16 protein-coding genes are annotated in these 26531 nt (G+C 70.0%); 11 read left to right on the top strand and 5 right to left on the bottom strand.

Features of this window, described 5'->3' with window-relative positions; genetic code table 11:
* Positions 1-17 precede the first annotated feature (17 nt).
* The gene (locus tag AC0IZS_RS22490; RefSeq protein WP_471637671.1) at positions 18-2879 is read left to right on the top strand and encodes a PAS domain-containing protein; all 2862 of its coding nucleotides are present in this window, start codon (positions 18-20) and stop codon (positions 2877-2879) included.
* Between the two features lie 12 nt (positions 2880-2891).
* Here AC0IZS_RS22490 and AC0IZS_RS22485 read toward each other — a convergent pair whose 3' ends face one another.
* Entirely contained in the window at positions 2892-3158 is a 267-nt protein-coding gene (locus tag AC0IZS_RS22485) for a hypothetical protein (RefSeq protein WP_471637670.1), read from the bottom strand.
* A gap of 510 nt (positions 3159-3668) precedes the next feature.
* Here AC0IZS_RS22485 and AC0IZS_RS22480 point away from each other — a divergent pair.
* The 6 genes from AC0IZS_RS22480 to AC0IZS_RS22455 all read left to right on the top strand — a co-directional run bounded on the left by AC0IZS_RS22480 (position 3669) and on the right by AC0IZS_RS22455 (position 9744).
* Entirely contained in the window at positions 3669-3884 is a 216-nt protein-coding gene (locus AC0IZS_RS22480) for a hypothetical protein (RefSeq protein WP_471637669.1), read from the top strand.
* A 234-nt stretch (positions 3885-4118) separates the two neighbouring features.
* Positions 4119-5132: a hypothetical protein gene (locus AC0IZS_RS22475; RefSeq protein WP_471637668.1), complete on the top strand. Its 1014-nt coding sequence runs from the start codon at positions 4119-4121 to the stop codon at positions 5130-5132.
* Positions 5133-5708: 576 nt separating this feature from the next.
* A complete protein-coding gene (locus tag AC0IZS_RS22470; protein WP_471637667.1) occupies positions 5709-6197 on the top strand; it encodes a hypothetical protein in 489 nt (162 codons plus the stop codon).
* 54 nt (positions 6198-6251) lie between these two features.
* Entirely contained in the window at positions 6252-6422 is a 171-nt protein-coding gene (locus AC0IZS_RS22465) for a hypothetical protein (RefSeq protein WP_471637666.1), read from the top strand.
* 94 nt (positions 6423-6516) lie between these two features.
* Complete coding sequence (locus AC0IZS_RS22460) at positions 6517-6981, top strand: hypothetical protein (protein ID WP_471637665.1); 465 nt, start codon at positions 6517-6519, stop codon at positions 6979-6981.
* A 1065-nt stretch (positions 6982-8046) separates the two neighbouring features.
* Complete coding sequence (locus AC0IZS_RS22455; RefSeq protein ID WP_471637664.1) at positions 8047-9744, top strand: ankyrin repeat domain-containing protein; 1698 nt, start codon at positions 8047-8049, stop codon at positions 9742-9744.
* A gap of 15 nt (positions 9745-9759) precedes the next feature.
* Here the strand turns inward: AC0IZS_RS22455 and AC0IZS_RS22450 are convergent, their stop codons facing one another.
* Positions 9760-10380, bottom strand: a complete 621-nt coding sequence (locus AC0IZS_RS22450) for a hypothetical protein (protein WP_471637663.1) — start codon at positions 10378-10380, stop codon at positions 9760-9762.
* A gap of 363 nt (positions 10381-10743) precedes the next feature.
* On the opposite strand from AC0IZS_RS22450, the gene AC0IZS_RS22445 reads away from it, so the two are divergent.
* Positions 10744-11904: a hypothetical protein gene (locus AC0IZS_RS22445; RefSeq protein WP_471637662.1), complete on the top strand. Its 1161-nt coding sequence runs from the start codon at positions 10744-10746 to the stop codon at positions 11902-11904.
* Positions 11905-11973: 69 nt separating this feature from the next.
* Here the strand turns inward: AC0IZS_RS22445 and AC0IZS_RS22440 are convergent, their stop codons facing one another.
* From AC0IZS_RS22440 to AC0IZS_RS22430, 3 genes are all read right to left on the bottom strand, one after another.
* Positions 11974-20547: a glycoside hydrolase family 94 protein gene (locus tag AC0IZS_RS22440; RefSeq protein ID WP_471637661.1), complete on the bottom strand. Its 8574-nt coding sequence runs from the start codon at positions 20545-20547 to the stop codon at positions 11974-11976.
* A 226-nt stretch (positions 20548-20773) separates the two neighbouring features.
* Complete coding sequence (locus AC0IZS_RS22435) at positions 20774-20908, bottom strand: hypothetical protein (protein ID WP_471637660.1); 135 nt, start codon at positions 20906-20908, stop codon at positions 20774-20776.
* A 221-nt stretch (positions 20909-21129) separates the two neighbouring features.
* Entirely contained in the window at positions 21130-21939 is an 810-nt protein-coding gene (locus AC0IZS_RS22430; protein WP_471637659.1) for an alpha/beta hydrolase, read from the bottom strand.
* A gap of 547 nt (positions 21940-22486) precedes the next feature.
* Here AC0IZS_RS22430 and AC0IZS_RS22425 point away from each other — a divergent pair.
* The 3 genes from AC0IZS_RS22425 (at position 22487) to AC0IZS_RS22415 (ending at position 26446) form a co-directional block, all read left to right on the top strand.
* Positions 22487-23323, top strand: coding sequence for a hypothetical protein (locus AC0IZS_RS22425; protein ID WP_471637658.1), 837 nt, complete (start codon positions 22487-22489; stop codon positions 23321-23323).
* Between the two features lie 43 nt (positions 23324-23366).
* The gene (locus tag AC0IZS_RS22420; RefSeq protein WP_471637657.1) at positions 23367-24926 is read left to right on the top strand and encodes a glycine betaine ABC transporter substrate-binding protein; all 1560 of its coding nucleotides are present in this window, start codon (positions 23367-23369) and stop codon (positions 24924-24926) included.
* 125 nt (positions 24927-25051) lie between these two features.
* Entirely contained in the window at positions 25052-26446 is a 1395-nt protein-coding gene (locus tag AC0IZS_RS22415) for a hypothetical protein (RefSeq protein ID WP_471637656.1), read from the top strand.
* The last annotated feature ends 85 nt before the right edge of the window (positions 26447-26531 follow it).

Raw genomic sequence — 26531 nt, 5'->3', positions numbered from 1 at the left:
TGGCCGCAGACCTGCCGATGAAGCCACTCACTCCGCACCGCGCCTCTGCCTTCCACTCGGGCGGTGGCCTCATGGGCGCGCGCATCCGCGCATTTGACTGGTCCACCACGCCACTGGGGCCTGTCGTGCAATGGCCCGCCTCGCTGCGCATGGCGGTGGACATGGTGCTCGGCTCCGACTTCGCCGCGTGCCTGTTCTGGGGGCCAGACCTGATCGCCCTGTACAACGACGGCTACCACACCATCCTGGGCGGCAAGGGCGACGCGCTGGGCCAGCCCATGCGCGTGACCTGGGCCGAGGCGTGGGAGGGGCTCCACCCCATTGCCGAAAAGGCCCTGGCGGGCGAGTCCACCTTCATCGAAGACTTCCAGATGCACATCGACCGCGGCGGCGCGGCCCTGGAGGAAGCCTTCTTCACCTTCTGCTACAGCCCCTGGTTCGATGAGCACGGCACCATCGTCGCCATGCTCGACACGGTGGTCGAGACCACCGACAAGGTGCTGGCCGAGCGCAAGGCCCGCTCCGAACGGGCGCGCCAGCAGCGCCTGCTGCAGCAGATGCCCGGTTTCGTGGGCGTGTTTACCGGGCCTGAACACACCTTTGAGTACGTGAACGATGCCTACGTGAAAATCTCGGGCCCGCGCGACTTCATCGGCCGCACGGTGCGCGAGGTGTTCCCCGAACTGGCCAGCCAGGGCTATTACGAAATGCTGGACCGGGTGTACGCCACCGGCGAGCCCATGCACGCATCCGCCCTGCCCCTGCAGCTCTACGGCGAAGCGCACCAGCGCCACGTCGATCTCCTGTACGAAGCCACGCGCGACGACAGCGGCGCCATCAACGGCATTTTCGTGGGCGGCTACGACGTGACCGAGCGCGTGCAGGCGCAGGCCGCCGTGCAGGCCAGCGAGGCGCGGCTGCGCGCACTCAATGCCGACCTGGAGCGCCTGGTGATCGAGCGCACGCTCTCGCGCGGCCGCGCCTGGGCTGTCAGCCCCGAGCTGCTGTGCGTGATCAACGCCAGCGGGCACTTCGAGGCCGCCAACCCCGCATGGGAACGCACGCTGGGCTGGACGGAAGACGAGATGCAGCGCATGGGATTTCGCGAGCTGGTGCATCCCGACGATCTGGCCGCCAGCGAGCACGCCTGGACGGACGCCAGCGAGCGCGGCCTGCCCGTGCTGCGCTTCGAGAACCGCTACCGCACGAAGGCCGGCGGCTGGCGCTGGCTGTCGTGGGTGGCGGTGCCTGAGGACGGCCTGGTCTACTGCATCACCCGCGACGTGCAGGACGAAAAAGACCATGCCGCAGCCCTGGCCGAGCGCACGGCCGAGCGCGACGTGCTGGCCACCATCGTGCAGACCACCGACGCCTTCATCCAGGTGCTCGACCGGGACTACCGCTTCCTGGCGATCAACCAGGCCAACGCCGACGAGTACGAGCGCGTGTACGGCGTGCGCCCTGCACCGGGCGACAGCCTGCCCGCGCTGCTCAACGGCACGGGGGCCGACGTGCAGGCCGCGCTGGCGCTATGGCAGCGCGCCATGGCCGGCGAGTCCTTCACCATCCAGGGCCAGTTCGGCAACCCGGCCATCGCCCAGCGCCAGTACGAGCTCAAGTTCGAGGTGCTGCGCGCGGCCGACGGCACGCAGATCGGCGCCTTCGCCACCGGGGTGGACATCACCGACAAGCTGCGCCAGCAGGCCGCTTTCGACGAAGCGCAAGAGGCCCTGCGCCAGGCCCAGAAGATGGAGGCCGTGGGCCAGCTCACCGGCGGCATCGCGCACGACTTCAACAACCTGCTGGCCGCCATGAGCGGCAGCCTGCAGGTCATGAAGATCCAGATGGCCAAGGGCAAGCGCGAGGGGCTGGAGCGCTACATCGAAATGTGCGAGCGCTCGGTGCGCAGCGCCGCCAGCCTCACGCAGCGCCTGCTGGCGTTTTCGCGCCGCCAGACGCTGGACCCGCGCCCCGTGGACGTGAACCGCCTGGTCGCCGGCATGCAGGACCTGATCGCCCGCACCGTGGGCCCCACGGTGGACCTGCAGGTGGCCGCCGCGCCCGACCTGTGGGCCGCGCGCATCGACCCCTCGCAGCTCGAAAACGCCCTGCTCAACCTGTGCATCAACGCGCGCGACGCGATGATGCCCCAGGGCGGGCGCCTCGTCATCACCACCGCCAACCAGGTGCTGGACGAGCGCAGCGCCCGCGAACTGGAGCTGCCCGCCGGTGAATACCTGGTGCTGAGCGTGGCCGACAGCGGCGCCGGCATGCCGCCCGGGCTCATCCAGCGCATCTTCGACCCCTTCTTCACCACCAAGCCCCTGGGCCAGGGCACGGGGCTGGGCCTGTCGATGGTGTATGGCTTCGTGCGCCAATCGGGCGGCCAGGTGCGCGTGCAATCGGCGCCCGGCCAGGGCACCACCATGGACCTGTACCTGCCGCGCCACCAGGGCCACGCGCAGGAGGAAACCGCGGCGGCCAACCACGACCTGGCGCCAGGTGCAGGCGAATCGGTGCTGGTCATCGAGGACGAGCACACCATCCGCGAGCTGGTCAGCGAGGTACTGGCCGAGGCCGGCTACCGCGTGCTGCTGGCCGACAGCGGCCCTACCGGCCTGCACCTGCTGCAGGGGCCCGAACGCATCGACCTGCTGGTCACCGACGTGGGCCTGCCCGGCGGCCTCAACGGCCGCCAGGTGGCCGACGCCGGCCGCACTGTGCGCCCGGGCCTCAAGGTGTTGTTCATCACCGGCTACGCCGAGAACGCCGCCGTGGGCAACGGCCTCATGGAGGAAGGCATGGCCATCCTCACCAAGCCGTTTGACGTGGCGCACTTGGTGCGCAAGGTGCGGCAGATGCTGGATGGGGTGAGGTAGGAGGCAGCGGGTTCACCCGCCGGGAACCTCGTCGCGCAGCACCCCATGCGTATCGCACTGCTCATCCAGGTCGCTGATGGCCTGTGCGGCCTGCTCGGCCGGGTAGAGCAGGCGCACCACCAGAAACTCCTCGCCGCTGTCGTCCAGCACCTCGTGCCGGCGCCCTGCGCCCAGGGCCTGCCAGACGAGCACGACGCTCATCGCGTCCGTGGTCGCGCTGATCATGGTGCTGTGCGATTCGCGGCCATCGCGCGTGAATCGAAAAACGGCTGACGACATGGGCATACGGCGCTGGGTCCCTGGATCTGCTGTCTGCTCTGAGCGATGCCCAGATAGCGCCATGGTAGCAATACCCTGCTGGCCGGGTGTCCAACAATGCCTGCGCTAAAAGTAAGCCATTGGTAACAGACTCGGCGCCGAAAAAAGGGCCCGCACAGCGGCGGGCCCAACTCGCGATGGTCACGAGGGAGAGAGGCCGATCCGGGGTCCACATCACCCCTCACGGCGCAGCCATCGTAGTGGGCCGCCGGTGGCCACGCTTGTAGGACCAAACGCCAAGCTTTTTGCACCCTTCTCGGGTGCCGGCGGCGCGCTGCAAAGCCTTGCGCCTGCTTACATTTTGCAGGCCTGCGCACCCCGTGGATACAGCCCGTGCATCTGCTTACCGGGGTGGGTGATTTTCCGACCGGCGCATAGGACAAGACCTACATGGCCACCCACCCCGGCACCGAAGAATGGAGCCACACACGGTCGTCGTGTGCAATGTTTTCACCTCAAAGGAGAACGTGTATGCCAAAGAACAACCCCCAAGGCAGCAACCACCCGAACCAGGACGACAACAGCCTGCAGCGCAAACCTTCGGGCGAGCGCCAGCAGGAGCAGAGCACCGGCAGCTCGGGCAGCCGCCAGCAGGGCCAGAACCAGCCCGGCCAGCAAAACAACGAGGCCAGCCGCCAGCAGGGTGAATCGTCGAACAACCAGCGGTCTCCCAAGAGCCAGCATTGACCCCCGGTTCTGCGGCCCGCACCGGCCCAGCGCCGGAGGGCGCGATGGCGCTCTCCCGGTGCGCAGCGGCGTGCGGGCCGCAGTTCCGGCAACCGCCGTGAGGGTGACGATGACGACCATCATCTTCGCGGCACATCATCGATTGCATTTGGAAGCACAGAGAAGGAAGGACAGGGGCGCGCGGCCCGTTGGGGCAGCGCATCGCCCCGCCTGCCCTCACCAAGGAGCAAGACAATGGGATACCGAGACAGTGACGACAGTGGCTTTTCTCGCCACGGAATGAACCGCGACAACGACCACCACGATCCCCTGCAGCACCAGCGTGCGCAGCGCGTGGGCTTCGACCACCCCGACCTGGACCGCGACGAAGACCTGCGCACCAGCCATTCCATCCCCGGGGACAACCGCGGGAGCCGCTACGAGCCCTACGGTGGCCGCCGCGATGGCCAGGGCTACCAGGGCACACGCGCCTGGGAAGGCCGTGACACCGGGCGCGATACTGGCAGAGATATTGGCCGCGATATTGGCCGCGACCGCTACTACCAGGGCGGCAACAGCAACTACCGCAACCACGATACCGGCTATGGCTATGGCTATGGCGCACGCAGCCCCGACATTGGTGGCTACGAGCCCTACGAAGCGGAACAGCGCTATCGCCAGCAGCAATACGGTGGCGGCGCATACGGCAGCGCTGGCTACGATGGCGGATACGGCCGGGACGACCGCGCCCGCCTGAACCGACCCGACGCCTGGGCCCGCGAAGGCTACGGCAACAGCAGCAGCAGTTATGACCGTGACCAAGGCGGCGGCGGCTACGGTTACGGTTACGCCACCCGGCGGGGCCGCAGCTACGGCTATGGCTACGATGGGCGCCAGGACGGCGACAGCGGCAACTACGACCGCCAGCAGGGCAACCCGCAGTACCGCGGCAGCAGCCAGCGCGACCACCATGACCCCGACTATTCCGCCTGGCGCCAAGAGCAACTGCGCCTGCTCGACGAAGACTACGACTCGTGGCGCAATGAGCGCTACCAGAAGTTCTCCGACGAGTTCAACACCTGGCGCACCTCGCGCAGCCGCAATGAAGGCCTGCCCGGCTCCAACCCGTCGGGCCAGGTCACGCAGGGCAATGCCGGCAATGGCAAGAGCAGCACCCCGCAGGGCGGCAACTCGGGCCTGACCGGCACGGGCAGTAGCAGCACGGCGAGCACCGCGGCCTCGGGCAAATCGTCCAAGGATACGAACTGAACGGCGGGCTCGATTCAGCGCAGCACGCCGGCCGGCGGGCCAGGGTTTACTGCAACCAGGGCCTGTTCACCCCGTTTTTGACATCGACTGATTGATTGATTGATTGATTGAATCGGCGTCGCCCGGTGGCCTCACGCATCGACAGGCTTGGCGACGCCCCGAAGACCCGCCCTGCCGTGCCAATCAAGGCCGCGCTGCGCCAGGAGCGCAATCCGCCGGCGCAAAGCCGAGTGCCACGCCCGGCAGGTCTTCCTTTCCTTCAGGTCGAAAACGGCGTGGGCAGGCCCAGGTGCTTCACGCACCCACCGCCCTGCGGCACATCCCCCGCTAGGGTGCCTGCCGCAAGCAAGCCGGCAACCAGAATGGCCTGTTCGCGGGCCATTCTGCTTTTGGACCGTGGAAGCTCTCGCCAAAAGCTTGCGGCCCGCGCCGCTCGATTGTCCGGCTGCGCCATGCGCGTCCGTCCGACAGCGCCTGCACCACCCTGGGGCGACCATGGCGTGGCAGGCCGTGCGGCGCAGAAAGCCCCGCACAGGCCTTGGAGCCGAACGACAACACCCCTATTTGGAGACCGCCATGGCCACCCCATCCACAACAACCACCACCACAACCACAACACCCCGTCCCTCCGCCCCGGGCAGCAACCCCGAACCCACCAGCGGCAAGGAGAACACCAAGGCCATGTGGTACGTGGTTGGCATGGTCGCCATCGCCGTGGCGGCAGTGATCGGCTTCAACGTGATGGGCCCCAAGGGCAACGCCAGCCGCATGGGCGACACCACCCCTGCGGCTGCTTCGTCCTCCACCGGCAGCATGGCCCCGGCAATGCCTACGGCATCCTCGCCCGCCCAGGCCGGCACCCAGGGCCCCGGCCAGGCGCAGCCCCAGTCAGCCGACACCCCCGTGGACGCGAGCCGCAACACCATGGGTGCGCCTGCGGGCTCCACCCTGCCTTCTACTACGGACCAATCCACACCCACGGGGGCGACGACAGCAACCGGCGCCGTCCCCATGCAGGCCACCGCGCCCGCCAGCGATGTGCCTGCGTCGCCCGCATCGCGCTGATGTGGCGTGGTGATTGAAGTGAAGATGATGATGATGAAGAAGGGGTCTACGACCATGCCGTTCCACTTTCCGTCCCTGCTGCAGCAGTTGCTGGGTGCTGCCGTAGCTACTACGGCCACCCACCCCAACCCCATGGGCCCGGTGGACCCCGTGCCCGATCCCCTGCCCGGCAACCCCCTGCCACCCGAACCCGTGGGGCCGCACCCCACGCCAGCGCCGATGTAGGCAGTGAGTGGTACAGGCAGTAGTGGCAATTGTTTGATTGATCACACCCCGGTTCTGTGGCTACGATGGCTGGTTGATCCGGAGCCCCCTACCCATGCGTTTAGTGCTTGCCTACCCCGAGGATGCAGACAGCGACGACAAGGCCGCGATGGCAGAGCGTGCCGCGCTCGACGTCTGCCTGGCCGCTGGCGTACACCCTTACATGGCCTGGCACGACTACTCCCTGGTCCACTCCGGCCTGAACCTGCCCTCCTCGGCCTTCGCCACCGCAGAGATCGCAGGCGCCTTCGTCTGGATCGAGGCCATCGCCGCCGCGCAGGAGTTCCTGAACCCGCCCAAGGGCGCCAAGGTCGAGATCGATGTGCTCTTCGAGCCCGGCGACGAAAGGCCCCCACCCGTGCTGTTCGGCCCCAGCCGTGCGGTGCTGCGCGACCACCTGTACCTGCAGATGTGCCTGGCGCCGCGGCCTGCGATCAACGCGCTTGCAGACCCGGATGATCCGCCGACCGGGCCGGCGCCGCTCAGTTACTGGCCAGAGCTGAGTTTGGAGAACGGGTAGCACCGGGGAGCCGGGTCTCTGCCCGGCGGGCTGAGCTTGGTGGCGGTGCTGCTGCTGCTTGGTGTCTGTGGTTGCGTCTGTTCTTTTGCTGAGGGCGGAGGCCGGGATGTGCGCCCGGCGGCGCAGTAACTTTCTCTTGGCCGCCAAGAGAAAGTCACCAAAGAGAAGGCGGCCCCCAGTCTGCGTCCCCCATCGCCCTGTCGGGCGATGGGGGCAGCCTGCGATGCTCGGAACTGGGGTGGTGCCGATGAACTCGCTGCGTTCTTCGAACTCCGCTCAAACAGCATCGGCAAGCTAGACCACGAAGTGCGTGTGTCCTGCGGCACACGCACCCACCCCAGCCCCTGCGCTTCTCGGCGCAGCCAGCAGGGGTGGGGAGCGGGGTCAGAGACGGCTGCTGCTGCGCAGCTGCGCCGGGTGTCGGTTCGCGCTGTGCGCTGCCGACGAGCTGTGCGCGATCTCCCTGCTCAGGCCAAGCGCAGCGAGGCAGTTTGGGCCGAGCGAAGCAATGGCCCGTATGGGGCCCGCTCCCACCCCCCTTCTGACCGTGCCGAGAAGCGCAGGGCCTGGGGTGAGCGCGTGCCGAAGGACACGCGCCTCGTCATCTGGCTCGCCGAAGCTGTCTGACCGGAGCTGCCTCGCAGAGGCTGCGCAGGGAGTTCTTCGGCGTCACCCCAGGACCGAGCATCGCAGGCTGCCCCACTCGCCGCCAGGCGAGTGGGGACACGGGCAGCGGGGTCGCCTTCTCTTTGGTGACTTTCTCTTGGCGACTCAAGAGAAAGTTACTGCGCCGCCGGGCGCACATCCCGGCCTCCGCCCCAGGCAAAAGAACAGAAGCAACCACACCCACCAAGCCGCAACAACAAAACGAAGACCACCCCACATCAGCTAACATCCCACCCGCGGTGCAAGCCGCCCCCGGGCCCGCGGAAAGGGTAGAACCCACTTGCACGGAGGACAACACCAGCACCACGCTGCAGTTGCCCTCCACCCCACGCCAATCCACCGCCTTTTGTGCAGCCGGATCTGCGGGCCATCGGCACCTGATGCACGGAGGTACTCTTCATGACGACGACGCCCTACAAGCGCCTTCCCGCCCGGCCCGACATCGGCCACCTCAAAAAACAGGCCAAGGACCTCCTGGCCTTGTACCGCGGCCACGACGCTGCCGCCTTGGAGCGCTTTCGCGCCGCATTGCCGGCCGCCGCAGGCAAGGACGACGCCACCCTCACCGCCCAGGGCCTGCGCCTGCACGATGCGCAGTCGTGCATCGCGCGCGAGTACGGCTTTGCATCCTGGGCCGACCTTCAGGGCTTTGCCATCGCACGCCGGGCCCAGGCCGATGACCCGGGCAAGGCCCTGCTGCACTGGCTGGGCCTGGTCTATGCGGGCGATATCTCCGGCGGCATGAACCGCGCGCTGCCTGCGGTGGCTCTGCGCCTGCTCGAAGACAACCCTGCCCTGCTCGGCACGGGCGACCCCTGGCTGGCCTGCGCCACCGGCGACGAGGCCGTGCTGCGCCAGGCCAGCGCACACGACCCAGGCTGGGTACACCGCACGGGCGGGCCGCTGCAGTTGCTGCCGCTGGTGGCGGTCACGCATTCCGGGCTGCTGCAGCTGCCGAGCCACCGCGAACGGCTGATCGCCTGCGCACGGTACCTGCTGGCGGCCGGCGCATCGCCCGACCAGTCGGTGGGCAACCGTTGGCCGCCGGCCTCGCTGCAGGCCCCGGCCGAGGACGAACGCCTCTCGGCCCTGTACGGTGCCGCCGGCCGCAACCTCGACCCCGAACTCACCCGGCTGCTGCTCGATGCGGGTGCCAACCCCGACGACAACGAATCGCTCTACCACGCGCTCGACCAGCCTGAATGCACCCGGCTGCTGCTCGAAGCCGGCGCGCACATCACCGGCACCAACGCCATGTACCGCGTGCTCGACCTCGATGACCTGGCCACCCTGCAGCTGCTGCTGGCGCACGGCGGCGATGCCAACGAAGCACCGCCGGGCCCACCCACATCGGAATGGGGCTCGCTGCTGCTGTGGGCCATCCGCCGGCGCCGCTCGCCCGCCCACATCGCAGCCCTGCTGGCCGCCGGTGCCCGGCCCGATGCGCGCACCCAGGACGGCACGCCCGCCCGCACCATGGCGCTGCGCTACGGCCTGACCGAGGTGGCACAACTGCTGCAGGACGCCACCGAGGGCCCACAAGGCAACGGCGGCGCACCGCTCGCTCCGGACGAAGCCTTCATCGCCGCCTGCGCACGCGCCGACGGGCCGGCGGCCCGCGCCCTCCAGGCTGCGCACCCCGGCATCATCGGCACGCTCGGCCCCACCCAGCTCAGGCTGCTGCCCGAGCTCGCGGCCCAGGGCTGCGGCGAGGCGGTGCGCACCATGGTCGCCCTGGGCTGGCCCATCGAAGAGCGCGGCGGTGACTGGGACGGCTCGGCCCTGAACCAGGCAGTGTTCCGCGGCGACGCGCCGCTCGCCCGCTTCCTGCTCGACCACGGCGCCGACTGGCGCGCCCTGCACGGCTTTGGCGACAACGTGATCGGCACCCTCTCGTGGGCCTCGATCAACGCACCCGTGCCCGGCGGCGACTGGGTCGGCTGCGCCCAGGCCCTGGTGGCCCATGGCATGCCCGGCGTGCGGCCCGACCCCGAGGGCATGGACGACGGGGCCGTGCTGCTGGGCACGCACCGCAGCAGGTTCTCGGAAGAGGTGGCGGAGTACCTGCTGGGCGCGGCGCCCCAGAACACCGCCTGAGTTCGCGCCCCGGCCTTACTGGCAGGCCGTGGTCTGGTTGCCGTAGACCACGCTGGTGATGGGCATGTTGAAATTGAAACCTGCAGGCAGGTTGTTGATGGTGCCCACCACCAGCCGCTCGCCCCGCGCCAGCGGGCGCACACTGTACAGGCTGGAACTGGCCAGGTTCATGAGCGCCGTGTTGGGGTCCACCTCCGAGGGCTTGAGTGTCAGGGCATAGGCCGTCTGGTTGTGTACGAAGCGCCAGCCATACAGCGAAAAGCTCCAGGGATCCTGGGGTCCATCATTGACCACCGACACCTGCACCGCCCGGTTGCCCGGGTCCACCTGCAGCATCAGCGTGCCCGCCCGCGCGCTGGACGCGAACACCGGCGCATTGCACAACAGGCCCGAGGCCGCCTGCTCACTCACCTTGGTGGGCACGAAGGTCGCGGCCAGCGGGTTCCACTGCACCTCCAGGATGTAGCGCCGGCCCGCGTACTCCACATTGTTGATGCGCAGATTCTGGCCATCCACCACACCCACCTGGGATGCCGCAAGATTGATCTGCACCCCCTGCGCCTGCACGGCCGCGGGGCCCATCACGGCCAGGGCGGCCAGGCAACTCAGTAGTACGGAAGAAAAGGCAGTCTTCATGGGGGGGCGTCTCTCAAAAAAAGGAAAAAACAAAAGCGCTGAAGACCCGACCATATCGGCGCAGCACAAGGCAATGAACTGTCAGATATGACAGTGGCCGTGCGCTCATCAGTGGGCTGCGCCCGCAGACGCATCTGCCCGACGGACATCTGCAACAAGGCGTTGCAGAGACGTCGTGCACCGCAAGGGCGTAGCCAGGTGTTGCAGGGCGGGGCACCGGCTGCGCCGCAGGCGCAACGTCCTACCCGGCGCACACCTGTACCCCTACCACCCCGCCTGCCCGCCGGTAGCAGCATGGAAGGCATGGTGGCATGGGGCCTGCTGTTCAGGCCCTGGTCCACCGCCATCCACCAAGGAGTCCCCATGCTTGCCACCCCTATCGTCACTTCACGCGCCCCTTCGCGCCGCAGCCTCGCGGCCCCGCTGATCGCCGTCTCCGTGCTGGCGCTCGCCACCGCGCAACTGGCCCAGGCCCAGGGCGGCTTCGGTAGCGCCAGCCCGGCCACGCCATCCACCGTCACCATCGGCAGCCCTGCCAGCACCACCACCAGCGCCCCGAGCGATCCCAGCACGCCGAGCAGCAACAGCAGCATCGGCAACACCAGCGTTCCGGGCAACATCCCCAGCGGCATTCCGAGCAGCAGCAACGTGGGCAATGCCAGCACCAGCACCTCCAGCATCCCCAGCAGCGTGCCCAGCAGCAGCAACAACAACAGCATCGGCAACATGACCAGCACCGCGCCGGTCAACCGCACTGCCACTACCAGCACCACGACCGCCACCACGCCCAGCAGCAACAGCAGCATTGGCAATACCAGCATCCCCGGCAACATCCCCGGTGGCATACCCAGCAGCACCAGCATCGGCAATCCGGGCAGCAGCACCTCCAGCATCCCGGGTGCCGTACCCAGCAGCAGCAACACCGCCACGACCAGCGCGACAGGCAACACAGGTACCAGCACCGCTACGACCGGCACTGTCGGCAACACCGGCAGCACTGCCACCACCGGCAGCACCCCTGCAGGCAACACCAGCGGCAACGCGACGGGCACGGGCAACAGCACCGGCACGCCGGGCACCGTCGGCACCCCAGGCGGCAGTGCCACGGGTACCGGCAGCACTGCGACAGGACCCGGCACCTCCGGTACGACTGGGTCCACGGGTTCCACCGGATCCACCGGTGGCCCAGCCCCGGGCACCAGCAGCGGCGCGGGCGTGGGCAGCGGTGCCCCGGGCGCCAGCGGCACGGGCATTGGCACGGCAGCGCCAGGGCCGTCCGGCAGCGGCTCGGGCGGCAGCGTCAGCGCGGGAACGCCGGGCGGCGCCACCGGTGCAGGTGCCGGGTCGGGCGTAGGTGCAGGCTCCAGCGCAGGGCCTGGCCCCGGCGTGGGCTCGGGTGCGGGCGCCGCGGGCGTGGGAGCCGGCGCCCCAGGTGCCGGGGCAGGCGCCGGTGCAGCCGGTGCGGGCGTTGGCGGCCCAGGTGCGGCAGGCGCAGGATCCGGTGCGGGCGCGGGCGCTCGCTGATCCAGCGGCCGCACCTCTCCTGCGGCATGCGCCACAGGGTCCGCAGTTCCTCCCCAAACCCCTGGCCGCTTAACCCCGCAGCAACCCGATCCGCAAGCGGTGCTCGCCCTCGACAAGCGGCACCCGCAGCGGCACCGCGCCACACGCCAGCGCAATCCCATCCAGCTCCGCCGAGACCACCCTGGCCTCCGCTCCGGGCGGGCCCGACGCGGTGAATTCGATGGTGTAGAAGGCCCCGGCCACATCGACGCGCGCCTCGAATCCCGGCCATTCGGCCGGGATGCACGGGTCGATCACCAGCACCTGGCCTTCACGCCTTATGCCCAGGATGCTTTCCACCCCCGCGCGGTACATCCAGCCCGCGGCGCCGGTGTACCAGGTCCAGCCGCCGCGCCCGGTGTGCGGTGCCACCGAATAGACGTCGGCCGCCACCACATACGGCTCCACCCGGTAGCGCGCCACCTCGGCGGGCGTGCGCGCATGGTGGATGGGGTTGACCAGCGCGAATAGCGCGTGCGCCCGGGTGCCGGCCTGCGGGTCGTTGCGCAGCTGGGCGCGGGCCATGATGGCCCACATGGCCGCATGGCTGTACTGCCCGCCGTTCTCGCGCAGGCCGGGCGGGTAGCCCTTGATATAGCCGGGGTCGTGCGGCGTCTGGTCGAACGGTGGGGTGAACAGCAGGGCCAACCCCTCCTGCGGCAGCACCAGCTTCTCGCCCAGCGAGGCCATGGCGATCAGCGCGCGCGCCGGGTCGGCCGCGCCCGAGAGCACCGCCCAGGATTGGGCGATGGAATCGATGCGGCATTCCTGCGCATCGTGCGTGCCCAGCCAGGTGCCATCGTCGAAGGTGGCGCGGCGGTACCAGGCGCCGTCCCAGGCCTCGCGCTCCAGGGCTGCGCGCACCGATTCGGCATGCGCGCGCCAGCGCGCCGCGCGGCCGGGGTCGCGGGCGTCCGCCAGCGGCGCCATCAACGCCACCGTGCGCAGCAGCAGCCAGCCCAGCCACACGCTCTGGCCCCGGCCCTCCTGGCCCACGCGGTTCATGCCGTCGTTCCAGTCGCCCGTGCCCATCAGCGGCAGGCCCAGGTCACCGGTCAGCGCCATGGCCTGGTCCAGTGCCAGCGCGCAGTGCTCGAACAGCGTGGCCGATGCGTCGGCCAGCATGGGCTGGAAGAAGGCGTCGTGCTCACCGGACTGCAGCGGCGGCCCGTCCAGGAAGGGCACGGCCTCGTCCAGCACCGCCACATCGCCCGACACCTGCACATAGCTGGCGGTGGCAAACGCCAGCCACACCCGGTCGTCCGAGATGCGCGTGCGAACGCCCTGCCCCGAGTGCGGCAGCCACCAGTGCTGCACGTCGCCTTCGGCAAACTGCCGGCCCGCAGCGCGCAGCAGGTGCGCGCGCGTCTCCTCGGGGCGGGCAAAGGCCAGCGCCATGCCGTCCTGCAACTGGTCGCGAAAGCCGTAGGCCCCGCTGGCCTGGTAGAAGGCCGAGCGGGCCCAGACGCGGCAGGCCTGCGTCTGGTACAGCAGCCAGCCGTTGAGCATGATGTCCATGGCCCGGTCCGGCGTGCGCACCTGCACGGCGCCCAGCAGGCTGCGCCAATGGCGCACCACCTCCTGCAGCAGGGTGTCCACGTCGAGCAGGCGGTAGCGGGCCACCAGGGCCAGGCTTTCTGCCGCCGATGCACACTGCCCGATGAAGCCGGTCACCTCCCGGGTCTCCCCGGGCTGCAGCGTGAGCCTGCATTGCAGCGCCGCGCACGGGTCGCGCCCTGCGCCGCCGCCGCCGGACAGCACGGCCTGGCCGCGCAGCGCCGCTGGCGCCGCCAGGCTGCCATGCCGCCCCAGAAACTCCGTGCGGTCGCTCGTCCACGCGGTCTGCTGGCCGCCCAGGTCGGCAAAGGCCACGCGGCCCGCAAACGCCGTGCTCCAGGGGTTGCGTGCCAGCAGCACGCCGCTGTCCGCATCGCGCTCGGTCAGCACGAACGGGGCCGATGCCCCGCGCGAAGTGCCCAGCACCCATTCGGCATACAGCGTCACGGTGATCTGCCGCACCTGCGCCGTGCGGTTGTGCAGCGTGAGGCGCGAGACCTTGACCGGGTCGGCGATGGGTACGAACTGCAGCAGCTCCAGCGCGATGCCATGGGCCTCGTGCAGAAAGCGGCTGTAGCCGTGCCCATGGCGCGCCGTGTAGGTGCCCTGGCCGCGCATGGGCTGCGCGGTGGGGCCCCACAGCTGGCCGCTGGCATCGTCGCGCACGATGAAGGCCTCGCCCGCCGGATCGCTCACCGGGTCGTTGGACCAGGGCGTGAGCTGGTTCTCGCGGCTGTTGCCGGCCCAGGTGTAGCCGCTGCCATCGGCCGACACGTGAAAGCCGAAGCCCGGGTTGGCGATGACGTTGATCCACGGCGCGGGCGTGGTCGCCCCATCGCGCAAAATGCTCACGTACTCCGTGCCATCCTTGTCGAAGCCGCCCAGGCCGTTGAAGAACTCAAGCCCGGTGGTGTCCGGCGCGGGGGCCGGCTCGTACGGGGGCTGCGGTGCCAACACGGCCACCGGTCTGGCCACCGCCTCGGGCGCCTCCCCGGGTACCAGTTCCAGCTGCTGGGCGATGGGCCCGCGCCGCGCCACCAGGGCCACGCGGGCGATGGACTGCAGCAGCGCGCGCGAAGCCGCATCCATGAGGTCGGCGCGCAGCGTATGCACCACGCCCTGCGCCAGCGACTCGCCCAGGCGCGGGCGCGACTGGCTGCTGCGCACGGCGGTCTCGATGGCGATCTGCAGGTCCTGCACGTACGACGACGCACGCTCGTTGATGACCACCAGGTCCACGCCCAGGCGCTTCATGCGCCAGTATTCATGCGCCTGCAGCAGCTGGTGCAGTTGGGAGATGTCCTCGATGTCGTCGATGCGCAGCAGCACGATGGGCAGGTCACCCGAAATGCCGTGCTGCCACAGGCCCGACTGCGGGCCCGCACCGCGTGCAATGGCATCGGCCGGCGCGCGAAAGCGCGCATCCGCATACAGGATGGGCGCCGCCAGGCGCTGAAAATCCGCCGCCGCATCGGCGCCGATGCCGATGTGGCGCAGCTGCACCTGGGCCTGCGTCCAGGCCAGGGTGCGCGCGCGCTCGAAGGCGCTGCGGTCGTGGTGCTGGTCCAGCAGGTCGAGCAGCGCCTCGCGCGTGGGCGCCACCAGGGTCCAGAAGGCCACGCGGGCCATCTGCCCGGGGGCGATGCGCACGCGCTGGCGCAGCGCGAACACCGGGTCCAGTACCGTGCCCACGGTGTTGGACAGCGCACCGCCGCCATGCACCGCCAGCGCATTGCGCGCCGTGCGGCCCCGGCCCAGGAACAGGCCCCGGTCCGTCTCGTACTGCGCCGGGGCGGTCACCGTGCCCTCCACCACCGCGAAATGCGCGGCCCACACCCCCGGCTCGCCCGGGCTGCGCGCACGGCGCGTGGCCAGCAGCGCGCCAAACTCGGGCAGGTACTCGGTCTGCACGAACATCTTGGAGAACGCCGGGTGCGCGTTGTCGGCCGCAAGCGGGGCCAGCACCAGCTCGGCATACGAGGTCAGGTCGATCTCGCGCGCACGCGGCCCGGTGTTGACCAGCGTGACCTGGCGCACCTCGCCATCGGCCTCGGCCGACACGATCACCTCGGTGGTGGTGGTCATGCTGCCGTCGTGGCGGGTGAAGGCCGCGTGGTCCTCGGCAAACGCCACCTCGTAGCTGTCGGCCGCGCGGCCCGAGGGCTCTGCCGCTGCCGACCAGGTGCGCCCGCTGTGCGCGTCGCGCAGGTAGACATGCGAGCCCCAGTCCTCGCTGGTCGCATCCTCGCGCCAGCGGGTCACGGCCAGGTCGCGCCAGCGGCTGTAGCCGGTGCCGGCCGCAGTGAGCATGACGGCATAACGCCCGTTGGACAGCAGGTGCGTGGCCGGTGCGCCCGCACCCGGCGCGCCCATGCGCCGCACGGCGTGCAGGTCGTCGCGCACGTCGGCGGGGCCGGTCTGCGTCTCTTCGGCACGCGGGTGGGCCACGGCCACCAGGCGCGGCATGCGCTCCTGCAGCAGCAGCTCGCAGGCCTGCACCATGGGCTCGCGGTGAAAGCGCTCGCGCATCTGCCCGCCGTGCAGCGTGTTGGCAATGGCCACAATGCTCATGCCCTGGTGGTGCGCCATGTAGTTGCGCACGATGGCCACGGCCTGCCCCTCGGGCAGGCGGCTGCGGGTGAAGTCCAGCGCCTCGTAGAAGCCATGCTGCCCCAGGGCGCCGAGCTGCGCCAGCCGCGCGAAGTTATTCCCTGCTGCGGTCGCGTCCACCATGCATGCAAGGCCGGTGGCGTAGGGGGCGATCACCAGGTTCTCGGCCAGCCCGCGCTTGAGCCCCAGGCCCGGCACGCCGAAGTTGGAGTACTGGTAGGTGAACTCCAGGTCGCGCGCGTTGTAGGCCGACTCGGAGATGCCCCACGGTATGCCCTGCTGCGCGCCATAGGCCATCTGCCGGCGCACCACCAGGGTGTTGGTCTGCTCCAGCAGGCTGCCCGCGGGCGCGCGCATCACCAGCGAGGGCATGAGGTACTCGAACATCGAGCCCGACCACGACACCAGGGCCGAGCCCTTGCCCACCGGGATCGCCGTGCGCCCCAGGCGGAACCAGTGGCGCGTCTCCACGTCGCCCTTGGCGATGGCGAACAGGCTGGCCAGCCGCGCCTCGGACGCCAGCAGGTCGTAGCAGTTGGCGTCGAGCCGGTTTTCCACCGCCGCGTAGCCGATGGACAGCAGCTTGCGCTCGGGGTCGAGCAGAAAGGCGAAGTCCATGCCCAGCGCCAAGGCACGTGCTGTGTCGGCCAGCGCCTGCCAGCGCAGGTCGAGCGTGGGCGCATCCGCTCCGGCAGCCTGCAGATCGCGCCCCTGCTCGGCGATGCGTGCGCGCACGGCCGCAGTCCAGAACAGCAGGGCATCGCCCCCGCCATCGCCACCGCTGCCTGCCGGCACCGCGATGTCCTGCGCCTCCTTCAGCGCCTTGTCGGCCAGGCGCTGCAGGGCGGGCAGGCCCATCTCCACGGCGCCGCCCGCCACCGCGGTGTCGATCTCGGCCAGCATGGCCAGCAGCCTGCGGCCCTGCGCGCCCTGGGCTGCGGGCACGCCCTGCACCGCCTCGCGTGCCAGCGCCACGGCATCGCCCAGCCCTGCCACCCAGGTGGCGGGCAGCGGCGCGCGCACCCAGCCCTCGCAGGCATTGGCCAGCGCAATCAGGTGGCCGGCCAGGTTGCCGCTGTCCACCGACGACACGTAGGGCGGCGCCAGCACCTGTGCCGTGCCGGTGTCATACCAGTTGTAGAAATGGCCCCGGTGGCGCGCCAGCGCGCCCATGCTGGCCAGCGTGGCCTCCAGCCGCTCGGCGGTCTGCACGGCACCGGCCCAGCCGAAGTCGCGCGCCGCCACGGCCGACAGCAGGTACAGCCCCATGTTGGTGGGCGAGGTGCGGCGCGCCACCACGGGCTTGGGGTCTTCCTGGAAGTTGTCAGGCGGCAGGTGGTGCTCGGCCGCCGTGACGAAGGTCTCGAAAAAGCGCCAGGTGCGCCGCGCAATGCGCCGCAGCGCCAGCGCGTTGTCCAGCGCCGGCGCGCTTTGCGGCGCGGGCACGGATCGGCGGCTTGAACGCCAGGCCAGCGCCGGCGCCGCCAGCCACAGCGCCAGCAGCGGCAGCACCAGGGGCCGCGAAGCGGGCGCGAAGACGGCAGTAGCTGCCGCCAGCACCGTGGCCAGCAGCAGGCCACCGGCCATCAGCCGGTAAAAGCCCGCAGGCCCTGGGCGCGGCTTGGTGGCCGACTGCGCGGCGGTCTTCCACTCCAGCATCTGCCGGTGCGTGGCGTACAGCCGCACCAGCGCGCGCACGATGGCATCGACCGCGCGCCAGGCGTGGTCGGGCAGCAACGCGATGGCGGCCACGGTCTGCAGCACAGCCACGCGAAAGTCGCTCACGAGCAGGCGCAGATGGCTGGCCACGCGGATGCCGGGGCGGCTGGCCCACAGCTCGGCCATGCCCGGCAAAAACGCCGGCACGCCCAGGGCCGCAAGCACCAGCAGCACGCCCCAGGGCGCCTGCGGCCAGGGCAGCGCGCAGCACAGCAGCAGGGTCAGCAGGCCGGCCGGGGCCAGCACCGAGCGGCGCAGGTTGTCCAGCATCTTCCAGCGGCCCAGGGCGGGCAAGGGGGCGCCCTGGTAGCGCCGGCCCAGCACCCAGGGCAGCAGCTGCCAGTCGCCGCGCGTCCAGCGGTGCTGGCGCTGCACGGCCACGTCGTAGCGGGCCGGAAAGTCCTCCACCACCTCCACGTCCGACGCCAGGCCGGCACGCGCCAGCACGCCCTCGAACAGGTCGTGGCTGAGCAGCGTGTTCTCTTGCACGCGCCCGGCCAGCGCGGCTTCGAAGGCGTCCACGTCGTAGATGCCCTTGCCGGTGTACGAGCCCTCGCCGAACAGGTCCTGGTACACGTCCGACACCGCGGCCGCATACGGGTCCATGCCGCCGGGGCCCGAGGTCAGCCGCTGGTACAGCGAGCCTTCGAGCCCCATGGGCAGCGCCGGCGTCACGCGCGGCTGCAAAATGGCATGGCCGCCCACCACGCGCTGCTCGGCCGGGCTGAAAGTGGGCTGGTTCAGCGGGTGGGCCATCTTGCCGATCAGGCGCAGCGCGGCGTCGCGCGGCAGCCGGGTGTCGGCATCGAGCGTGATGACGTAGCGCACGCCGGGCAGGATGTCGGGCTGCGCCGCATCGCCGAGCGCCATGAAGCTGGTGTCCGTGGCGCCGCGCAGCAGGCGGTTGAGCTCGTGCAGCTTGCCGCGCTTGCGCTCCCAGCCCATGAAGCAGTTCTCGCCGGCATTGAAGCGGCGGTGCCGGTGCAGCAGGTAAAAGCGCTGGCCGCCCGGCGCCGGGCCGTGCCGCAGGTTGAGCGCAGCAATCGCCTCCTGCGCCACGGCGATGAGGTGGGCGTCGCTATCGACAACCTCGGTGGCGGCATCGAGCCCGTCCGACAGCAGCGCGAACGACAGGTCGCCCCCCGCGCCCGCCAGGTGGTGTACCTCCAGGCTCTCGATGTGGGCGCGCAGGTCCGCCTCGCTGGTCAGCAGCGTGGGAACCACCACCAGGGTGCGCAGGTGGGTGGGCACGCCATCGTCCAGCGCCAGGCCCGGCAGCCCCACGGGGCCAAAGCGCCGGGTGACGCGCCGGTTGACGAGCACGCTGGCCACCTCGGTGGCGGGCAGAAAGCCGGCCAGCGCCAGCGCCACCAGCCAGCCCGGGTGCGTGCCCTGCAGGCCGGCCCACCACAGGGCCGCGCCCAGCAGCAACACGGCCAGGCCCAGGATGGCGGCAATGTAGCCGCGCACGCCCAGGCCCACCTGCCAGCGGTTGAAGCGAAAGCCCCAGGGCGGCTTGAAGCCAATGGCCTGCTCCAGCGCGGGCCGGCCTTCGGCCACCAGGTGGTAGCCGGGGTCGGCGGCACGCGCGGGGCCGGCGCCGGTGCCCTGGGCGGCCGCTGCCGCCTGCGCGCTGGCCAGGGCCTGCTCGGCAATCGCCAGCTCGGTCCAGTCAGAGCCGCGTGCCAGTTGCTCGATGGCGCTGCGGTAGAGGTTGCGCGTGGCAAAGTCCATCGCCGCAAAGCCGCTGCCATCCCGCAGGCGCGCGTCCACCAGGCCCATGCCCTCGACCAGGTCGGCCCAGTCGATGTCGGACATCAGCCGCATGCTGGTGATCACGTTGCGCACGCTCACGTTCGATGCGCCCTGGCGCTGCTGGGCGTGCTCGATCACCAGGCCCACGCTGGTGCCCTGTTGGGCCAGCCGCTCTTCCAGCCACTGCAGCGCCGGGGTGGTGCGCGGGTCCTGGTCGCGCAGGCGCTTGGCCAGCTGCGCTGCGAACAGCTCCGACAGCGGGCCGCTGGCGCGCGTGCCGATGTCGCCCACCAGGGCCGAATGCGCGCTGCCCGAGGCGAGCAGGCGGTCGGCCAGCGCCTGCGCATCGGCGCGGTCGGCCCGGCCGGCCGTGATCTGATCGGCCAGCCGGCGCAGGTTTTCCACCAGCACGATGCGCAGGGTGATGGCCACCGCCCACAGCTCGCTGATCATCAGCGGCTGCACCTGCTGGTAGGCGGCGATGAAGCGGCGCAGCGCCAGCGGATCGAAATGGCTGTCGGTGTGCGCGACAAAGGCCCAGGCAATGCCGAAGACGCGCGGGTAGCCGGCAAACGGCCCCTGCGCCAGCTTGGGCAACTGGCGGTAGTAGCCCGGCGGCAGATCGACCCGGATCTCGCGGATCTGCTCTTCCACCACGTGGTAGTTGTCCAGCAGCCAGTCGGCTGCGGGCACCACGCTGGAGCCCGACTCCAGCTCGGCGGCGCTGGCCCGGTACGCGGCCAGCAACTGGCTGGCATTGGACCGCAGGCGCCGGTGCAGCGAAGGGACCGAGGGCGGCCGCAGGCTCACCTGCTGGGCGGCGGCCAGGCTGCGCGCATGCTGCTCCAGGCGCTCCATGCCGAAGAGTTCTTCGCGCACCGGGGCGGTGCCGTTCCAAGGGGGCAAGGCTGCGCCCCGCACGGCATGGGAGAGAGAAGACAACAGGGCATCGACAACAAGCATGGGCGCCTTTCGGGGCACCCCGGGGCCGCGTTGTGCCTCGTGATCTGCCCGCTGCAGGAAAAAGGGGGGCGGGCGGGCCAGGCCGTCCGCGTCGGAGGGGGCAGCGTGCTGCCACGCTGGCAGGCCTGCGCGCTTGCGCAAGGCCGAACGCTGCGCGCTCCCATCAAGCCCGGTGCCTGAAGGGAGCAGCGTGCAGCCAGGGGCGCAGTGGCCCCTGTGGTGGAGCTCAGCCCTTCTTGGCTGCGCGTGGCGGCGCCGCGCCGCCGGCCTTCGCGGGGGCGATGGGGTCCACCACCGCTACCGGCTTCTGCTTGGGCTTCTTCGATTCCTTGTTGCCGCGTTTCTGTTCTTTTCCTGCCATGAAAGGCTCCTTCGCTTGGAACACGCCCCGTGGGTTGGCGGGCGCAATGGTCTCAGCCACCCGGCGCAGGGCGCGGATGGGGCGTGCAAGCGCCCGCCGGCACCCCCGATGGAGGGCGCAGATGGATGCGTGGAGGAAGGGAAAAGGTCTGCAGAACGCAGGCGTCCAGCGGCGGGACGTGATTTGAGCGGCAGTTCTTCGACAGCACCATGTGGGGGCGGTCAGCGCGATTGCAAGGTGCCGTCAGCCGAAAAAGGAGGCGCCCCCGGGCCCGGGTGTTGAAGGCGCCTGCCCTGCAGCCACTCGACCACGATGCGGTGGTATGTCTGGCGCCACTTTGGCTGTGACAGTTCATGGTCCGCCCCGAGCAGCATGTGCCGCACCAGCGAGCGCGCATTGCCAAAGGCCCAGGCGTAGCTTTCGGCCACCGGGCCCGGCACCACCTGGTCACGCTCGGACTGCACCAGCAGCACATCGCCCCGAAAGGCAGCGCACGCCGCCAGCGCACGGTTGGTGTCGGCCATGTGTACCTGGCGCCGGTAGGCATCCACCGCGCGCTTGTCCAGGTCTTCCTTGGGGGTGGACCAGTCTTCATCGGGGTAGATCGCGGGCGAGCGCAGCACCAGCCAGTCGAAGGGGTACATCCCCGCCAGCAGCGCCGCCATGTAGCCGCCGTAGCTGAAGCCCAGCACGCCCACGGCATCGGGCCGCTCCTGGGCGTGCAGCAACTGGTAGTCGTGCAGCACCTGGCGCAGGTTGTCCTCGCGGTTCACGCTGGCGCGCTCGGCGGCAGGCCAGCTGGCATCGGGCAGGTTGCCGCGGCGGCAGTGCCATCCCTGCGCCGACAGGTCCTGGTCGAACAGATCAAACTGGGCCCTGCCATGGTCCTCCCAACCCGGCAGCACCAGCAAGGCAGGCCGGTGGTGGATTCCGGCGCGCCGCAACAGCGGCGCGCCGGGCGACGGCACCGGTGCTGCTAGCTCGGCGCCGCCATGCGCAGGGGACAGGGAATCTGCGTGCGAGAAGGCCATGCCCCCATGGTGTCCGCGCCTGGGGGCAGCAGCCTGTCAGCGGCGCGCCCTTGCGCGCGTAAGACACGCTTGCAACGCGCGGCTAGTGTCCTGAGTTGGAAGTTCGTTGAAGAAAGAAATCTGCCGAAATCGCTGCCAAGTTAGGCGCAAAGCGCAGACATGCCGTGCGCATGGCGAGCATTTGCAACGACGCATGGCGGGGATTGTCGGTAGATTTATTCAACGAATTTCCAACTCGGGACGCTAGGAGCGTGCGCGGCAGAAGGAGCATCGGCTGCAACGCCCGATAAACCGGTCTCGCCGGGTATCACCTCTGGCGCCCAGGGGTCCACCCTGGGCTTGTCGGTACTACCCAACGATCCTCGGTTTTCGAGCGTTTCGCTTCGATGCCTTCTGCCGCGCACGCTCCTAGGGCCCGCCGGTGAGCAGACCCACCAGGCGGTGGGGCGCCTGCGGCCCCAGGCAGGCGTGAAGCACGTGGCGAGGGCCTGGGCCAATTCCGCGCGGCGTTCAGGCGACAATGGCCGAAGAGAGGAAGAACCACACGATGCCATCCATGAACATGCGGCGCAAGTCCGCGGCACTGGCGGTACAAGCCGTCCTGGCGGGCCTGCTGCTGGCTGCCGCACCATCCCCGGCACAGGCGCAGAAGCGCCCTCCCCCTTCGCAGGCACAAGCCCAGCTGGAACAGCAGGCGCTGGACTCCGCCGCCAAGGCGGCCCCCCTGCTCGACAAGATCGATGCGGGCGGGTTGCCCACCGACCAGGAGGTCAAGGACGCCCGCATCGGCCTGCTGGAGCCGATCATGCTGGTGAAGGCCGCCTACCGACGGGAGACGGATGCGATCGAAGTGCGCTACGTGCAGGAGGTCATGGCCCTCAAGCCGCAGCTGATGCTGAGCACGGCGTACCTGGCCTCGCCGGCGCTGCGCAGCCAGACACGCAGCCAACTGGGCCCCTGGAAGCAGGCCATCGCCGCCTACAAGGTCCAGATGGAAGCGGCCAACGCCCGGGGGCTGCGGGGCATCAAGGCCACGGAGCCGCTGTTTCCGGCGTCCGTCTACCAGCCCATCGCCCGGGGCTTTGGGCGGGCCGTGCGGCTGAACGGCGATTTTGTGGCCAGCCTGGTGGCCAGTGAAACCGCCGTCGTCGCGGGTGTCGCCGCCCTGCTCGACCTGCTGGATGCCACCAACCCGCAGGACTATGTGTTCGAGCAGGACCCTGCGCCCAGACTGCTCTTCAGGGACCAGGCCACCCTCAACCGGTACAACCAGCTACTGAACAGCGTGAAAAGCGCCAGCCAGGAAAGCGCCAAAGCCAAGGCCCAGCTGAGCCAGGCGCTGGTGACCCCGGATGCCCGGCCCGGCGCACCGTCCAGGCCCTGACGGCTGCAGCGCAAGGGCGGCCAAAGCAGCGCAGAATCCCCCGATGCACCCTACCCGCCTGCCCTGGCGCACCGCCGCCGCCGCCACCCTGCTGTTCCTGCTGGCCTGGCCCCTTGGCGCGGCCGCCGAGCAGTTGGCCATCGGCTCCAAGCGCTTCACCGAAAGCTACATCCTCGGCGAGGTCATCTCCCAGGCCGCGCGCCAGGGCGGCGCCACGGCCGAGCACCGCCAGGGCCTGGGCAACACCGCCGTGGTGGTCGAGGCGCTCAAGACCGGCTCCATCGACGTCTACCCCGAGTACCTGGGCACGGTGGAGCGCGAGATCCTCAAACTCCCCACCGGCTCGTCCCGGGAGGCCATCGACCAGAAGCTGCGCGACATGGGCCTGGCCATGGGCGTGCCGCTGGGCTTTGCCAACGGCTACGCGCTGGCCGCCAGCGCCGAGGTGGCGCGCAAACATGGCCTCAAAGCCCTGGGCGACCTGCGCAACGCGCCCGACCTGCGCATCGCCATCTCGCAGGAGTTCCTGGGCCGCGAAGACGGCTGGCCGGGCCTGGCCAGGCGCTACCAGTTGCCGCAGCGCCCCACCTCCATCGACCACGGCCTGTCGTACCAGGCACTGGCCTCCGAGCGCATCGACCTGACCGACATCTACACCACCGACGCGCGCATCGCCGACCTGGGGCTGGTGACCCTGCAAGACGATGCCAACTATTTCCCGCGCTACGACGCGGTGCTGCTCTACCGTGCCGACCTGCCCACGCGCGCGCCGCAGGCCTGGCGCCAGATCGCCGCGCTCGCAGGCCGCATCGACGTCACGCGCATGATCGCCATGAACGCGCAGGCCGAGCTGCACGGCCAGGCGTTCCCGGCCATCGCGGCCGACTTCCTGGCCGGCAAGGCCACGGCAGCTGCGGCACCCGCAAGTGCGGCCAATGCGGCCAGCGCAGCCCCGGCGCAGGCCCGCCCTTCCCTGTCCAGCGCCATCTTCGGCGGCGACTTCTGGCGCCTCACGCGCGACCACCTGTGGCTGGTGGCCGTGTCGGTGGGCATCGCCGTGCTCATCGGCATCCCCCTGGGCACGCTGGCCGCCGCGCGGGCGTGGCTGGGCCAGGGCATCCTGGGTTTCGTCGGCCTGCTGCAGACCGTGCCCTCGCTGGCGCTGCTGGCCGCGCTGATCCCGCTGCTGGGCCGCATCGGCACCGTGCCAGCCATCGTGGCGCTCAGCCTGTATGCCCTGCTGCCCATCGTGCGCAACACCGCCGTGGGCTTGATGCAGGTGCCCAAGGGCACCCAGCAGGCCGCCGTGGCCCTGGGCATGACGCCCGCGCAAAGCTGGCGCCTGGTGCTGCTGCCGCTGGCCCTGCCGGTCATCATTGCGGGCGTGAAGACGGCCACGGTGATGACCGTGGGCACCGCCACCATCGCCGCCTTCATCGGCGCGGGCGGCTATGGCGAGCGCATCGCGCAGGGGCTGGCGCTCAACGACGGCACCACCTTGCTCGCGGGGGCCATTCCTTCGGCCGGTCTGGCGGTGCTGATCCAGGTGGTGTTCGAAGTGGTCGAGCGCATGTTCCGGCAACCAGGCGCTGCAGCCAGTTGATGCAGCACAAGTAAAAACGCCCTGCGCGTGAAATGCGTCACACCGCGCCGAGCGCGCGGCCGCGGGCCGGTGCTTCAATGGCGGCTTCGCCACCCGATGGCCTGCCTGCACTGCATTGCCCCCGCATGACCACCTACACCAGCCACTGGCTCCAGGCCGCACCAAGCGGCGACAACAAGGCTCCGCTGCTGATCAAGATCACGCTGATACCGCATGGCTACGATGGCCACGCCTACTGGAAGCGCCAGGAGGCGCGCGCCTCGGACCGCGAGTTCAAGATGGTGGAAGACCTGCGCCTGCCCCCCGAGGGTGGCCCAGAGGCCGTGCTGCAGCGCCTGATGGACCTGCGCCAGGCCCTTGCCCGGCAAGGCTGGCAGGAGATCGTCGTGCACGACAGCCTGGCCCTCTTCCCCAAGGACCTGCTGAACCACCGCCCCAAGACCGAGGACGAGTGCCTGATGGACCTGGCGGCGCTGCACACCGAGTGCAGTGACCACGAAAGCGCCCTGTCCGCCCTGCACCGCTGCCGCCACAGCGAACAGGCCTGGTACTGGCACACGGCGGCCCGGCGCGCCCATGCCAACCGGGCGCGCGCCCACCCCGGCCCGCAGGCGGACGGCGACTGGGCTGCAGCCGTCGAACACGCCATGTTCATCATCCACCAAGCAGCAGACACCGACGCCGCACAGCCAGACGCCATGTACAGCTTTGGCGACAGCTACCGGCACACGGCTTCGCAACAGGCTGCTGCCGCGCAGACCGTGGCGGAGTACCTGCTGAACATCGCCGGCGATCCGGCGCAGGCGATGCAGGCCCTGGCCATCGCCGATGCCACGAACCATGGCACCTCTCAGCTGCAGCTATTGAAGGTGACGGCGCTGCTACAACTGGAGCGCAACAGCGAGGCCTACGAGACCCACCTCAAGTGGCGCCTGCAGATGCCCGAGGTGCTCGAATCACCAGGCTACCGGGCCTTCGTCGAGCGCCAGCAGACCCAGGCACGCGACGCGCAGAGCCAGCGGGTCCGCCAGCTGCGTTTCGACTACGCCACGGGCACCCCTGCCTCCGAAGGCGAACTCGAACAGCTGCTGCGGCATTTTCAGCAACCCTCCCACGCCTACCTGCAATGGATCAGCCAGCCCGAGCGGCACCAGCTCACCGTGGTCGATGGCGAGAACGAGGAAACCTACACGCTGCTCAGCATTCCGGCCGCGCTCGAAAAGCATGAAGAGCTGCTGGGCTGGCTCAGCCTGCACGACGAAAGCTCGCCCGAGCTGGCCGAGGAGATCCGCAGCGCCATCGCCGACAGCGGCATCGACCCGCGGCACATGCTGCCCATCGTGGGTGACGAGAACGCCTCGGACTGCTTCCTGCTGCGCACGCAGGGCCCGGGCGCGGGCGGTATCTACTTCTGGGCGCACGATGAATGCACCGTGTTCAGCCCCATCGTGGACAGGGCGGACCAGTTGTTCCCCTGGCTGCAGGCGCAGGCAAGGGCGGGCTCGACCTTCGTGCTCTGAGAACGCGTTGGCGGTCTTTTCGGTACCGCATCGGAGGCCGCTATCGGGATGAGCGGACGCTTCGGGTACACGGCATGGGCCCGTG

The organism is Acidovorax sp. AC410 (genome assembly GCF_979253235.1).
Note: the sequence above shows the minus strand (reverse complement) of the source record. Positions and strands in the feature narration are given on the sequence as shown.